Source organism: Adhaeribacter rhizoryzae, assembly GCF_008629685.1.
GTDB lineage: Bacteria > Bacteroidota > Bacteroidia > Cytophagales > Hymenobacteraceae > Adhaeribacter > Adhaeribacter rhizoryzae.
Genome location: NZ_VWSF01000002.1, coordinates 467,993 through 483,101, shown reverse-complemented (window position 1 = coordinate 483,101; position 15,109 = coordinate 467,993). Strand labels below are relative to the sequence as shown.

10 protein-coding genes are annotated in these 15,109 nt (G+C 43.2%); 6 read left to right on the top strand and 4 right to left on the bottom strand.

The window, feature by feature from the left end; genetic code table 11:
- The 3 genes from F0145_RS05005 to F0145_RS04995 form a co-directional block, all read right to left on the bottom strand.
- Window positions 1–1,694, bottom strand: a 1,694-nt coding sequence (locus F0145_RS05005; protein WP_150087221.1) for an FG-GAP repeat domain-containing protein, incomplete at its 3' end; no start/stop codon positions are given.
- A 79-nt stretch (window positions 1,695–1,773) separates the two neighbouring features.
- A complete protein-coding gene (locus F0145_RS05000; RefSeq protein WP_150087198.1) occupies window positions 1,774–3,630 on the bottom strand; it encodes a RagB/SusD family nutrient uptake outer membrane protein in 1,857 nt (618 codons plus the stop codon).
- Between the two features lie 21 nt (window positions 3,631–3,651).
- The gene (locus tag F0145_RS04995; protein ID WP_150087197.1) at window positions 3,652–6,831 is read right to left on the bottom strand and encodes a SusC/RagA family TonB-linked outer membrane protein; all 3,180 of its coding nucleotides are present in this window, start codon (window positions 6,829–6,831) and stop codon (window positions 3,652–3,654) included.
- Between the two features lie 860 nt (window positions 6,832–7,691).
- On the opposite strand from F0145_RS04995, the gene F0145_RS04990 reads away from it, so the two are divergent.
- The gene (locus F0145_RS04990) at window positions 7,692–8,246 is read left to right on the top strand and encodes a hypothetical protein (protein ID WP_150087196.1); all 555 of its coding nucleotides are present in this window, start codon (window positions 7,692–7,694) and stop codon (window positions 8,244–8,246) included.
- Between the two features lie 61 nt (window positions 8,247–8,307).
- Complete coding sequence (locus F0145_RS04985; RefSeq protein WP_150087195.1) at window positions 8,308–9,708, top strand: sialate O-acetylesterase; 1,401 nt, start codon at window positions 8,308–8,310, stop codon at window positions 9,706–9,708.
- Window positions 9,709–9,927: 219 nt separating this feature from the next.
- On the opposite strand, the gene F0145_RS04980 is transcribed toward F0145_RS04985, so the two are convergent.
- The gene (locus tag F0145_RS04980) at window positions 9,928–10,431 is read right to left on the bottom strand and encodes a cupin domain-containing protein (protein WP_150087194.1); all 504 of its coding nucleotides are present in this window, start codon (window positions 10,429–10,431) and stop codon (window positions 9,928–9,930) included.
- A gap of 528 nt (window positions 10,432–10,959) precedes the next feature.
- Between F0145_RS04980 and F0145_RS04975 the strand changes: the two genes are divergently transcribed.
- The 4 genes from F0145_RS04975 to F0145_RS04960 all read left to right on the top strand — a co-directional run bounded on the left by F0145_RS04975 (window position 10,960) and on the right by F0145_RS04960 (window position 15,105).
- Window positions 10,960–11,562: a TetR/AcrR family transcriptional regulator gene (locus tag F0145_RS04975; RefSeq protein WP_150087193.1), complete on the top strand. Its 603-nt coding sequence runs from the start codon at window positions 10,960–10,962 to the stop codon at window positions 11,560–11,562.
- Between the two features lie 173 nt (window positions 11,563–11,735).
- The gene (locus F0145_RS04970; protein WP_150087192.1) at window positions 11,736–12,377 is read left to right on the top strand and encodes a nitroreductase family protein; all 642 of its coding nucleotides are present in this window, start codon (window positions 11,736–11,738) and stop codon (window positions 12,375–12,377) included.
- Between the two features lie 95 nt (window positions 12,378–12,472).
- The gene (locus tag F0145_RS04965) at window positions 12,473–13,333 is read left to right on the top strand and encodes a pirin family protein (protein WP_150087191.1); all 861 of its coding nucleotides are present in this window, start codon (window positions 12,473–12,475) and stop codon (window positions 13,331–13,333) included.
- A 485-nt stretch (window positions 13,334–13,818) separates the two neighbouring features.
- Entirely contained in the window at window positions 13,819–15,105 is a 1,287-nt protein-coding gene (locus F0145_RS04960; RefSeq protein ID WP_150087190.1) for a PQQ-dependent sugar dehydrogenase, read from the top strand.
- Window positions 15,106–15,109: the final 4 nt, after the last annotated feature.

Here is a 15,109-nt window from a genome sequence, read left to right as displayed (position 1 = left end):
GGCATTTGCTCTAAGTATTGTTGCTGCCCGTTAGCGTACAGGAAAACTTTGGCGCCCACGCCAGCCGTGTTTTGGCCGCTGCCCGCCAGTTGCAGTTGCAAGTAGTGGTGGCTTAGTTGCTTATCGGATTGGTTCTGGTAAATAAAGGCGGGCTGGTTCAGGTTATTCGTAATCAGGTCTAAGTCGCCGTCATTGTCCAGGTCGGCGTAGGCCGCTCCACTGCTAGTAGCAGCTTGGTTTAAACCCCAGGAAGCACTATTATTGGTAAAGGTAAGATTACCGTTATTTTTATAGATATAATTTTTAAGGTTAGTGGCCGGTATCTGATGCACCAGGTCCAGTACATCGGTCCGTTGCAGGCGCCCCCCTTTTTGTTGCGCATACGAATTGGAGTATTTTACAAAATCAAGGTTGGTAAAATCGCGCAATACCCCATTGGTTACCAGAAGGTCTTTCCAGCCATCGTTGTCGTAATCGGCAAACAAAGAAGCCCAGCTCCAATCGGTGTTAGATATTCCCGCCAATTGCCCTATTTCGCTGAAAGTGCCATTGCCATTGTTTACGTGCAGCATATTGCGCATGTACTGGTAATAAAAACCGGTTTTTACATTCAAGTCGAACTTCTCGTAATTATCCGGCGATACCAATAACTTTTGTCTTCGGTTATCTTCCGGCAACATGTCCAGGGTATAAATATCCGGTAAGGCATCGTTATTAATATCGGCAATATCGTTTCCCATCGAAAACTGGGAAGTATGCCCTAGGCTTTTCTGGATTTGGTTGCTGAAGGTGCCGTTTTTATTATTGATATACAGAAAATCCGGAATGGTATAATCGTTAGATACGTAAATATCCGGCCAGCCATCCTGATTAATATCGGCGGCACCGGCACCTAACCCATAAGTAAGTTCCGAACTCTGTACCCCCGCCCTTTCGGTAACATCTTTAAACTTGTTTTTATCGTTCCGGAACAAGCGTACCCCAATCTGCGGATCGGGCGTCTGAAGAATATTGGAAGTGGTTATTTCGTCTAATACCGGGGCCGGATTAGGGTTATGGTTCAGCAGAAACATATCCAGGTCGCCATCCCGGTCATAATCAAAAAAGTTAGCGCTGGTGCTAAAGGCAGCATTGGTTAGGCCATACTGGGCAGCTTGCTCGGTAAACATCGGAATTCCGTTGGCATCGGGCCCTTGGTTTATAAATAATTGGGGTGTTCTTTTTTCTTCGGGTAGTTTACCGGAGTAACAAACAAAAATATCCAGCCGGTTATCGCCGTTTACATCGGCCATGGTTACACCTGTCTTCCAGGGTCCTTCCCGACCAGCTACACCGGCCTGCGCAGTAATATCGGCAAATTGCATATTGCCTTTGTTCAGGTACAGGCGATTAGACACCATGTTTCCCGAAAAATAAATATCGTCCAAACCATCGCCGTTTATATCACCTACCGCTACGCCGCCGCCGTTATAAAAATATTCGTACATGAGCACATTGGTATTTAGCCCTTCGGAGAGCGTATTGGCAAAGGTAACGCCCGTTCTTTCGGTGGGTAATAAAACAAATAGCGGGTTAGCAATTGTTTTAGAAGCTTCAGGTTCTTCTTTGTTAGTTGATTGCTGTTGGCAGCTTACCGTACAAAAAAGCCCCAGAGACAGCAATAGACAGGAAATAAACTTAAACCGGAATAACATGTTAATTTGCAAAACGATGTAAAAAAAAATCTATGCCGGTAGGTACCGGCATAGATTTTAAATAAACTAAAAACATAAACTAGTAACCAGGGTTTTGAACCAGTTCTGTATTGCGATTCATTTCATCCCGATGAATAGGTAACCAATACATTTTATCGTTCCAGGCACGGTTTTCTTTTCCTGGGTCAATTTCAAACACAGAATAAGAATAATTATAGCTGGTAGGATCGTATCTATAGATTGAAACTTCTTTGCCCTGCTTTAAGGCACCAAATATGGTAATACCATTCGCCTTACGGGCTAAAGTAGTTGGGGCAATCATCCAACGGCGAGCATCGTGGTAACGCTGCTCTTCAAACACCATTTCTACCCGGCGCTCGTTCCGGTAACGCTGACGGAGGGCATCACCGGTTTCTGTAACGGCTGGCATACCCGCCCGGAAACGCACTTTGTTCAGCCAGGTTTTGGCTTCTTCATCCTGACCTAATTCAATACAAGCTTCTACATAGTTTAACAAAGCCTCGGTGTACCGGAAAAACGGCCAGGGAACTTGCTGCCAGGTGTTCTGGTCCACAATAGCCGGATTCGGATCGGTAAATTTGCGCATGTAGTAACCAGTATAACTACCGTTCCAGTCTTCAATAGAACTCTTGCGGGTATCCAAACCAAAATGGATTTCTTTTTTTCCACCGCGGATTACCTCGTAGCTACCAGTCTGGATTTGGTTAAGCGGGTCTAAAGCTTTTGCGGCATTTGATGGCCGTACTTTCCAAGGTGAACCTTCTACCAGGAAAGTTGAATAGAAACGTGGATCACGGTTATCATAAGGCGCTGAAGCTTGCGCTGGATTGCTCCAGTTAAACTTGGTTCCATCCATCATTTCATAATCATCAATAAGGTGCTGAATAGGTGTGTTACCAGCCCAGTTATTGTAGCCATTTGGTCCGTTATATAAACCTTGGCGACCCCCATTTTCTTGTTTGGAGTTTATAAAATAACGGGCAAAAAGCAGTTCTCTTTCGCCACCGTTCCGGGCTAAAGCCACATTCATATAATTGGTGGTTCCTTGTTCCTTAGATTCTGGTGCAGTTAAGTCTAACTTATAACCATAACCTGGTAAATCCAACACTGCTTTGGCAGCATCTTTAGCTTTTTGCCACCGCTCGGTACGGCTTCCGCCAACAATCGCTAACAATTCGGGGTGAGCGTAAGCAGCCATAACGCTGGATTTAGCTTTAGCCGTATTGGCATCGTATAAATCACTGGCTGCGTAAAGCAGCATACGCGATTTAAGCGCTAATGCTGCTGCCTTTGAAGCCCGGCCTGCAACCATGTTTTTACCTTCCAGTAACTTAGCGGCCTCTTCAGCGTCTTTAACAATAAAGTTAATACACTCTTCCATGGTATTGCGCTTGGCCATATAGGTTTCTTCACCTAACTTATAAACCCGGTCTACGATTACAGCACCACCGTAGTAGCGCACCACTTGGTGGTGATAGTAAGCTCTCAAAAATAAAGCTTCTCCTTTTAACCGATCTACCAAAGTAGGGTCGTTAAACTTAGGCGTTTGCAGGTTTTCTAAAGCCAGGTTAGCTGCCCGAATACGAAGGTATAAGTTTGCGAATTGAATAGGCGTGTTTGTCCTTCCTGGAGCGGCTGGGTTCGAACGGGATTCGGTAATGGTGGTTATATCCCGGCCCGGGTGCGTAAAAATAGCTTCATCGGTGTAAGAGGCCAGCATTTCTTCGTCAAAACCGCCGTTACCAACTCCCGCATATATTTCCGATACAAATGCTTCGGTTAAACCGGCATCCGACCAAACCGCAGTTTCAGACACCTGGTCTAATGGCTGCGTATTAACAAAATCGTCGTTACAACCCGTAACCATCAGAGATCCGATGAGGGCCGCAAAACAAATATTTTTTATTTTATTCATTATTTCTAATCTGATTAAATTTTAGAATGTAACCGATACACCGCCGCTCAAAATGCGAGACTGTGGATAATACTGTCCGTTGGTATTGTCGGTCTCCGGATCGTAAATTTTCATTTTATCCCAGGTAAGAATATTAAGGCCATTAACATAAACCCGTAAATTGTTTAACCCGGCCCGGCTAGATAAAGCAGCTGGAAGCGTGTAACCTAATTCCAGGTTTTTTAACCGGATATAATCGGTATCGCGCAGCCAATAAGTGTTATTAAATGAATAATACTGGTCGCCACGGTTAGTAATGCGCGGATGTTCGCTGCTAGGATTCTCTACTGTCCAGCGGTTATCGTGGATGTATTGCAGGTAATTACCAATGTTACCCATTTCACCGGTGTAGATGTATTGTTTAGCACCGGCCGCACCCTGGAACAGGATAGATAAGTCGAAGTTTTTGAAAGAACCACCTAAAACCACGCCACCCTGGAACGGCGGAATATTGGTTACATCGGTACGAACCTGATCATCAGGAGTAATTTTTCCGTCGGGCACTCTTGTAAAATTGCCGGCAGCATCGCGTCCACCAATATCTTTGTACTTCATGTCGCCAGGGCGAAGCTGGTTAACAAGGGCTTTGTAATCAATTGTGTTAGCATCAATTTCGGCCTGATCTTTAAATACACCGTCGTACTGGTAAGTCAGGAAGGTATTCATAGGCATACCGGTAGCACGTTGCCAGTCAGGTGCACCAGGTGCTTCATCGCGGAATATAATTTTGTTTCTGGCGTAACCACCATTAACACTTACATTATATTTAAACTCGCCTACCTGGTTTTGGTAACCAATATTGTATTCAAAACCTTTATTAGATACTTCGCCAAAATTGGTTAGCGGAGCAGTAATACCAGTACTTTGCGGGAAAGAAGCAGATCTGGCAGCCAGGATATTGGTCCGTTTGTTGTAGAACGCATCAAACTCAAAGCTAAAACGACCATCAAATGCCGAGCCTTCTAAACCAATGTTGGAGTTGTTGGCAATTTCCCAGGTAATGGTATTATTCGGAATACGGGTTTCATACACAGTTTTGGTTTCTACGTTGTTCAGGATGTAAGTCCGGAAACCAAAAGTAGACAAGTAAGCATACCGACCTACGTCGTCGTTACCCAACTGACCCCAAGAACCACGTAATTTCAGGTAATTAATAGCCGGAACACTGTTTTTAAAGAAACTTTCTTCAGAAATTACCCAACCACCCATAACGCCTGGGAAGAAGCCGTAACGCGTATCCTGCGGGAAAATATCGGAACCATCGTAGCGCCACAGGAATTCCAGTAAGTATTTTTCTTTAAAGTTATAAGCCACCCGACCAAAGTAGTTAATACGGGCTTGCTCAAACGCACCACCATTGTTATTCTTTTCTAAATCGCCACCGGCAAATATCTGGTCAACGGCTGGAGAAATAAAGTAACGACGGAAAGCACTAAAATTATCGCCTGAAATGGTTTCGCGGTTAGTACCGGCTAATAAAGTAAGGCCATGGTTTTCGCCAAATTTGCGTTCGTAGTTTAAAACACCGCCTAATAAAATATTTAATCTGTTAGAAGTGCTTTGGTCTAAACGGGGTTCAGATGGGCCACGCTTGGTTGCTATCAGATTTGGATTACCGTTAGCATCAACACCAGTGCCGCGTTGGTACAAAGTCCAGGGAATTTGCCAGGTTTTACCGTTGTCTATGCGCTTATCTATAGCGGCTGTTCCGGTAAATTTAAGGCCTTCTACGCCAGGTATTAAAATATCTAAGGCACCGTTTGTTTGGAAGAAATCGCGTTTATCCCGCTGATAACCGCTTAAATCGGTAGTAATAACAACTGGGTTTTCGCCGTTTTCAATATCCGGACCAGGTACACCATTAGGCCAGTAAGCTTGTTCCTGTGGTTTACCACGCATCTGCATCCGGAATATAGCACTGGCTGGGCGGGTTGGGAACATACGCAATTCTTCCCGGCCTAATAAACCAATAGATGCTTTAATATACTTGTTTATAGTAGCATCGAGGTTAACCCGAATATCGTACTGCTTGTAACCGGTAGCAGAATTTTTGTAATAACCATCCTGATTCTGGTAGCCCATTGAAGCTAAATATTTCAGGTTATCGGTACCACCGGTTACCTGTAAATTGTGGCGAGCCTGCGGCGACCAGGTTTTTAAAGTAGCTTTATACCAATCGGTGTTGGGGTGCAGCCAAGGGTCGGTGCCATTGCGATAAAGTTCTATATCATTCGGGGTAAAGGGTGCATTACGCACTGTACCATTAGGCCGGGTATAAGTACCAGTTTTCTTATAAGCTTCGGTAGCGGCAGCCCACTCCGAAACTGGCAATTCATACACGTTCAAATCGTTCAGCATGCCGGTATATTCAGCCGAACTGGTTAAGTCCGGAATAACAGTTGGCTGCGAAAAACCCTGATTGAAGTCATAAGAAAGGGTTGGCTTTCCGGTTTTACCACGCTTGGTAGTAATCAGGATTACGCCGTTGGCAGCCCGGGAGCCGTAAATAGCAGCGGCCGCATCTTTCAATACCGAAACACTTTCGATATCTTTTGGATTAATACGGTCCAAGCCACCTTCCCGGCCAGGAATACCATCAATAACAACTAAGGCGCTGTTATTATTTAAAGTATTAGAACCCCGAATCCGGATAGCAGAGCCATCGTAACCAGGCTCACCGCTACGGTTTACCGCAACCACACCCGGCAAACGACCAGCTAAGGAGTTAGATAAGTTAACGGTTGGAGATTTTACCAGTTCAGCACCTTTTACAGCAGCTACCGAACCAGTTACGGTTTCTTTCTTCTGTACACCGTATCCTACTACTACTACTTCTTCCAGCGCTTTTGCATCTGGCGCTAAGGTAATATTAATGGTGGTACGATTGTTTACTGCAATTTCTTGCGTTTGATAACCAATAAAAGACACTACTAAAGTACCGGAAGTATTGGCCAGATTTAAGGCATAATTACCATTGGCATCGGTGGCAGTACCATTAGAGGTACCTTTCACCAGTACAGTTACACCGGGCAAGCCATCACCGTTTTCGGCAATGACTCTCCCTTTTACGGCGAGACCTTGTGCCTGGGCACCGGTCACAGCCAGAAGAAAAAGGTGCAGTATTAAGAAATACTTGAACCCTTTAAGTAAAGGTTGTTTCATAATTGTTTTGGTTTGGTGGAAAATTGTTTAATTGACTAATAAAAAAAATAAAAGCAAGACGCTAACACTAAATGAGTTAGCTAAAATTTGGATAGTTAATTAAGAACAAGCGTGTTTCATATAAGGGTAATTTTAACAATTAAAAATTGTCCTAATTTATAGAGTATAATCAGAGAATCAAGGGATGAGAAAAAATTTAGATAACTATTACTATATTCCCCCGGACAATGAATTAATAACAAGGTTTATATGTAAACATTAGAAAAATTACAACAACCTTTGAGTGCAATACAATACTTTTTAATTTATATACCAATATCTTTATAAATTTTATTATTTAATCAAAAAAGCTTCGATTCAGAACTTTGTTATTATAAATATATAAATAATTTATTATATTCTGTATACACTTATAAGTATTTTACTTCCTAAAGTCATCTCCCCTATTTTAAACCAGACCTACTTTGTAAAACTAAATTATAATTACAGCACGCTGCTATTTGTGCCTTAAGTAACTTTGTAGGGTAGCTTTTTAATGCTTGATGCTAATAAGTAAGAAATGATGTAAGAACTAGAGGATTATTAGGCTAAAAATATAAACAAGACGGCTACCAAATACCTTTAAATAAACTTACAGCCTTAATGGTATAATGCTGCTTCGTCATACAGTGGCAATCCTTGCGTGGCTTATCCGGTTGCCGATAGTGTTTATTACATATGTAAGGCTATACAGCATCACGATATTGTAACCAATAATTATTTATTTAGCTTACTAAATTAAGCGTTAAAATTAAAAGCGTAAAATATTAAGAGCGCTTAAACAAAAAGCCGGCACGTAAACGGCAAACTCAATCTATAATATGCAGGAATATTTAATAAGAGAAGCAACTGAATCTGATCTGGCCGAAATAACCGCGTTGGCGAACTGTTATGTATACGATAAGCTTTCGGCACCAGAGCGCGGTGATGGATTTCTGACCGGCCGGTTTGAGCTTAATGCCATGCGTAAAATGGTAACATCAGCTAACAGCCTGGTTACTATTTATCAGCAGCAATTAGTGGGCTTTGTTATTAACTCAAAATTACCTCATCAGGACTACCCGCCCCTGATACAAGCAATGGCTCAAAAATTTCCGGCAATAAATTACCAGAATAAGCCGCTTACCTCCTATAATTATTTTTATTACGGTCCGGTTTTGGTCAGCAAACCCCACCGTGGCCAAGGCCTGCTATCCCGCATGTTCGGGCAAACCCAAAAACTACTTTGTGGTAAATACGATATCGGCGTCGCCTTTATTCACACCCAGAACCAAAATTCCTTACATATTCATACTCACAACTTAGGCATGGAAGTAGTTGGGCAATTTTCTTTCGACGAAAATAATTACCATATCCTGGTTTTTCCGGTGGGCTAAATAATATTTAAGATTAAGTTTGTCCGGAGCATTTATTGCATTAACCAACCCAAAATATTACATGAAAAAATTTACCCGCTTTTCCTTTTTTGTACTACTAGCAATATTAGTTGTTTCCCAGAAAGCCAGCGCGGTAGCACTGCCGGCTATTTTCTCCGACCACATGGTGCTGCAGCAAAATGCCGAAGTAACCATTTGGGGCTGGGCTAGTCCCGGGGAGGAGGTAACAGTAACCGGCAGTTGGGATAAAAATGCCGTAAAAATTAAAGCCAATAATTTAGCACAATGGCAAATTAAAATTAATACGCCGGCCGCCGGCGGACCACATACGCTAACGGTAAAAGGCTACAACACCATTGTAGTGCAAGATATTTTAATGGGCGAAGTTTGGCTATGCTCCGGCCAATCGAATATGGAATGGACTACCCGCGCCGGCGTAGATAACGTACAGCCGGAAATCGCGAAAGCCAATTACCTGTCTATTCGTTTTTTTACTGTGCCCCGCCGGTCCGCAGACGGACCCCAGTTAGATGTAGAGGCGCAGTGGGTAGTTTGCACACCCGAAACAATGCCCAATTTTAGTGCGGTGGGTTATTTCTTCGGCCAAAAAATTCACGAAAACCTGAAAGCACCCGTTGGCCTGATAAATAGCAGTTGGGGCGGCACGCCCGCCGAAATTTGGGTCAATGCCAAAGCAATTACTGAAAATAAAACGCTGGCCGAAGCCGCCGCTAAATTAAAAGAAGAACCCTACGGACCGAATAAACCCGGCAAAGCTTTTAACGCCATGCTTGCCCCGCTTATTCCGTACCGGATTGCCGGTGCACTTTGGTACCAAGGCGAATCGAATACCAGCAATCCGCAAAATTACGAACAGTTGCTGCCGGCCTTAATTCAAAACTGGCGTTCTGAGTGGGGTTACGCGTTTCCGTTTTACTATGTGCAGATTGCACCTTATAGCTACGGCAATAACCAAAACGGCGTGTTGTTGCGCGATGCCCAACGCAAAACCTTAAGCGTACCCAATACCGGCATGGTTGTAATCAGCGATATCGGCAATATTAAAGATATTCACCCCCGCAATAAAATACCGGTTGGCCAACGGTTGGCTAATTGGGCTTTAAATAATACGTATGGTAAAAAAGAAATAATTTATTCCGGACCACTGTATAAAAGTATGCAGGTAGAAGGAAATAAAATCCGGATTTCTTTTGATCATACAGAACCGGGTTTAGTTGCGAAAGATAAAGCATTAACCCTTTTCGAAATTGCCGGCGCCGACCAAAATTTTGTACCAGCCACGGCCAAAATATTGGGCAGTACAGTAGTAGTACAAGCAAAATCGGTAAAAAACCCGGTGGCCGTACGCTTTGCCTGGAACAACACCGCCGAACCCAATTTATTTAACAAAGCTGGCTTACCAGCTTCTAGCTTCCGCACCGACGATTGGCCAATTAAGTAAAGTATTCCTTTACTAAAACAACAAGGCCAACGCTAATAGCAGTTGGTCTTGTTGTTTTTGCGGGCCTTACCCGCCCTAAATTTCTTAAGCAGGAACCAAATAATTTATTCAGGACTTTCGCAAAACTATCCAAAGTACTCCTTCGGAGGGGGCAAGGGGGAGGATTTACCAGGTTAAAAAACTAATTTGAGAAAGCCCTGCTATTATTACTTTTAAAGTCTACCGGCCAAAGTCGTCCTGCACCCGCACAATATCTTCTTCATCAGATGGATTGGCCGCATCGGTATGTTGCCAGATTTCGGCTAAAACACCCCAATCGGCCAGGCCTACCAGCCGGTGCCTCTCGCCTTGCTTCAGGGTAATTAAGGAGCTAACTTCGTGGGTTTTTACTTCACCTTGTTCATCGGTTTGGCTGGTTGCCACTCCTACTGTACCCTGAATTACTTTCCAGATTTCGGCCCGCCGGAAATGATATTGCCACGAAAGGCGTTTTTGGGGCGCTACTACTAATATTTTAGGACTTAACTTTCCGGAAATCCGCAAGGTATCTACCGACAAACCATCGAAGTAGTTATCGGCAAATTGCTGGGCCTGGTCTTCGTTTATCACAAAAAATCCACCCCAGGGTCGTGTCTGGTCTTGTTTATCAATAATAAATCCTTGGTCTTGTAATTTTTGCTCAATTTCCCGGAATAAGGTTTCTTTTGTCTTTTCGGTAGCCATTCTGTTTTATCAATATAAATTAAGGTTTAGCGCTATATTAGGTATTAAGGGTAAACCCGGTTTCAGTTTTAAATATGATGTGGCAATATAAAAAATTATTCTGCCGGCAACAGCACTTAATAATGCTTTACTGTTGCTAATAGCGGTTGCGAAAGGTAACACGAAAGCTCTTACTCAGGTTTGTATTAGTAAACCACCTAACTGCCACAATGTCCGCTGCAATATTTTGCTCAGTATATATTTTTAATAAGCGCTGCTGCCCGACAGTTGTTAAAACACGTGCTGAAATCTTAACGCTATTTTTGTTACGAAGCTGGTTTTAATGATTTTGCTAATTTTCACCTCATTTTGCGGCAATAAACAGGTGTATTGCAAAAGAATTCTGATAAGCGTAATCTGGTAATCATATTTTTATTTAACTTACCCACTAAGTATAGAATATTTAATATTATAAGTTTAACAATAATAAATTATTAAACCTTATTGGCACTGATTTTGTTAACACTGTTATAATTAATAACAAAAATAATGGGCATTGTAGAACGAAAACAAAGACAACGGGAGGAAGTGCGGGATGGCATTTTGCGGGCGGCCTGGGCTTTGGTGCAGGAAGAAGGCTGGCAATCGCTTTCGATCCGGAAAATTGCCGATGCCATTGAATACAGTGTACCGGTAATTTACAGCCACTTCGAAAACAAAGATGCAATTTTGCAGGAGTTTACGAAAGAAGGTTTCCGGAAATTAAATAACGCGTTGGATGAATCTGGAGCGCAAGAAAAAAATCCGGCAGCAGGATTAATGCTCATGGCCAAAGCTTACTGGCATTTTGCCTTTCAAAATAAAGAATATTACCAGCTTATGTACGGGTTAGGCATGCCTACCTGCGAAAAAGTGCGGCAAGTTCCGGAGTTAAGTAAATTCACCGATTTACTGCATGGCGCGGTAAAAAATTTGATCACCAACAGCAAAAATGCCGAAACGGATTCTTTCTTAAAATTTCATACCTTCTGGTCGATGCTGCACGGCTTGGTTTCTATTAACATGGTAGAACGTACAGCTTGTCCGGATAGCTTACACGAACTGGTTTTGGAAGATGCCGTACGCGGATTTATTAAAAATATTCAGGACTAAAAGGTTAAGTAGTTTTATGTTTAAGAGTTTGCGGGGGCTTTATCCAAAATAACGGCATTTAATTCAACTATTTTTTTTGTATCTTTGTTAACACTGTTATAATTTATAACGTACATATTTTTTTCACCTAATTACTTAAAAAAACAAACACATAAATATTTATTATTAGAACTATGGATTTAATACAGGCTTTAAACTGGCGCTATGCTGCCAAACGTATGAATGGCCAAAAAGTACCCCAACAAAAAATAGATAATATATTAGAAGCAACCCGGTTAGCACCTTCTTCTATGGGTTTGCAGCCTTACTCCGTTTTGGTAATTGAAGACGAAGACCTGCGAAAAGAAATTCAGCGGGTAGCCAATAACCAGCCGCAGATTGTGGAAGCCTCGCACCTGCTGGTTTTTGCGGCCTGGGATAATATTTCGGAAGCGCAGGTAAACGACTACATTAATAATACCGCTGAAACGCGCGGCGTTACCTTAGAGTCGCTGGATGGCTTTAAAAATATTTTGCTGGGCATTGCCCACCACAACACGCAAGAACAAAATTACCAATGGGCCGCCCGCCAGGCTTATATTGCTTTCGGAACAGCTATTGCCGCAGCGGCTACCGAACAAGTAGATGCTACGCCCATGGAAGGCTTTAATGCCGCTGCCCTCGACGAACTGCTGAACCTGAAAGAAAAAGGTTTGCGTAGTGTAACTTTACTGCCGCTGGGTTACCGCGATACCGAAAACGATTGGTTGGCTAGCCAGAAAAAGGTGCGCCGCGAAAAAGAAGGATTTTTTCTGCACCTGCAACAAGTAGCTTAATTTAACTTTAATTTATGTTAAAGAAAAGAGTCTTTGGGATTAACTTTAATCCAGAAGACTCTTTTCTTTTAAACTAAAAATAAAAACTTTAAATAATGAGAAGCATCAAGAAAATACATAAAGCTGTTTCGGCACCCATTGGCAATCTGGTAACCTACCGTGCCTTGCCTACGCCCGCCCTCGAAATTGGTGAACTCGATCCTTTCCTGTTCCTGAACCACCACGGTCCGCAGCAATATCCGGCCCGCAACAGCGGTTTACCTTTTGGTCCGCACCCGCACCGGGGCTTCGAAACCGTTACTTTTATTCTGGCAGGCGATATTATGCACAAAGACACAGGTGGCTACGAAAGTACCATAAAAGCGGGTGGCATTCAGTGGATGACAGCCGGCCGGGGCCTGATTCACGCCGAAGTTTCGTCGGATGAATTTATGGCGAATGGTGGCGACCTGGAAATATTGCAGCTTTGGGTAAACCTGCCCGCCCGCTACAAAATGACCGAACCCAACTATATTGGTTTACAGAAAGAAGATATTCCTAAAATTACGCTGGATGAAGGCAAAGTTATTCTTGATGTAGTCTCGGGCCGGTGGGAGGATGTGCCCGCGTCTATTCAATCTTTAACCGATATTCAGTTATACACCGTGTACTTTAAAGTTGGTGGCAAACTAACCACCCAGATACCCGCAACGCACACTATTTTCCTGTACGTGGTTCGGGGCGAATTAAATATTAACGGCCAAACGGTAACCAAGCTTAACCTCGTAGAATTTAACCAAGACGCGGAAGACCTTATTATTGAAGCAACTACCGACAGCATCATATTATTTGGCCACGCGCAACCTTTCAACGAACCGGTTGTAGCTTACGGCCCATTTGTGATGAATTCGGAAAAAGAAATTCAGGAAGCTTACCAGGATTACCAGGAAGGTAAATTTGGTATTTGGCAAGATTAGATTCAAATAACCCATAGGAAGCTTATAAAGCCGGATTTTCTTAAAAAACAAAAACCGCTGCCTTTTATCCGGTAGCGGTTTTTTATTGTCATCAGCTATCAAAGCCTGAATAATACCTTGATAAAACGAAACTTGCGCTTAAGTGTTTGCTACTGGGTCATCCTGAGTTTGTCGAAGGATCTATTAAAACTACGAGAAAATAAATTCAGCTATTTCGACAGGCACAACATAACTGCAATATTTTAAGCGCAATGCCCAAATAATAATAGTTTAATGAAGCAGGTTAACGATTATTTTTTAGAAGCATTATAATTAACTGAACGGGTACAAAAATCATTTACCAATTCACGCTTATGTAAAAATTAAGTTCAGTGCAGTAAATTCGATTTATTGCCTTTATAAATATTAATTATTTTATGCTTAATATTAAGGCTTCCGAACTGGCTCGCCAACGGAAAAATTAACCATTTACCACAAGTTGTTACATGAAAAAACCACTACTCTGGGCTGCCTGTGTTCTGGCCATGCTGGGCGGCGCTACAGGTTTTACCGCCATTAATCCCAACCTCGGTCCCGTACCGCAAAAAGCTAATCTTAAACTTGCACCAGGCTTTTCGGCCACCATTGTAGCCGATGGCTTAGGCGCTGCCCGCCACCTGGTGGTTAGCAAAACCGGCGATGTATACGTAAAGCTGTCGAAATTAAAAGACGGCAAAGGCATACTGCACCTGCGCGATACCGATAAAAACGGCACTCTGGATAAACAAACCGCCTTTGGCGATCACCCCGGCACCGGCATAGCTATTAAAAACGGATATTTGTATTCGGCCTCCAACACCGGTGTTTACCGCTATCCGCTCAACGCCAAAGAAGAAGTAACGCAAACCAATCAGCCGGAAGAAATTGTAAAAGGGTTGGTAGCCAAAACCCGCGATGTATCTAAATCTATTACGCTCGATAATAAAGGAAATATTTACGTAACGGTGGGTTCTCCGGATGAAACCTGTTTCGACGCTAATACCGGCAAAGGCATTATGCCTTGTCCGCTCCTGGATTCGGTGGGTGGCATCTGGCAGTTTAAAACCAATAAAAAGAGCCAAAGCTACGCCGATGCGGTGCATTATGCTACCGGTTTAAAAAACGTAGTGGGCCTGAACTGGAACAACCAGACCAATACCTTATTTGCCATGATGCACGGCCGCGGACAATTTCACGAAAGATTTCCGCAATATTACACGCCCCAGCATTCGGCCGAGCTGCCCGCCGAAACCATGTTCGAAATTAAAGCGGCCGGTGCCGATGGTGGCTGGCCTTACGTATATTACGACCACAAGCAAAAGAAAAAAATGCTAACCCCGGAATACGGCGGCGATGGTAAAAAAACCGGCGGCGAAAAAGCCTTAGACCCCGTAGCAGCTTTCCCGGCCCATTTAGGCCCCAATGCCTTATTGTTTTATACCGGCACCATGTTTCCGGAAAAATACCGCAACGGCGCATTTATTGCTTTTCATGGCAAATCCTCGGAACTGCAAAAAGGTTATTTGGTAGCTTTTGTGCCGTTTAAAAACGGAAAACCATTCGGCGATTACGAAATATTTGCCGATAACTTTGCCGGCGTAGACCTGGTGCAACCCACTGGCCCTATTCAGCACCGCCCCTGCGGTTTGGCCCAGGGCCCCGATGGCGCTTTGTACGTTTCCGATGACTTGGGAGGTACTATTTTCCGGATTGCTTATTCAGCTAAAAAAACCGAAACCGCGAAAAAGAACTAAAGGC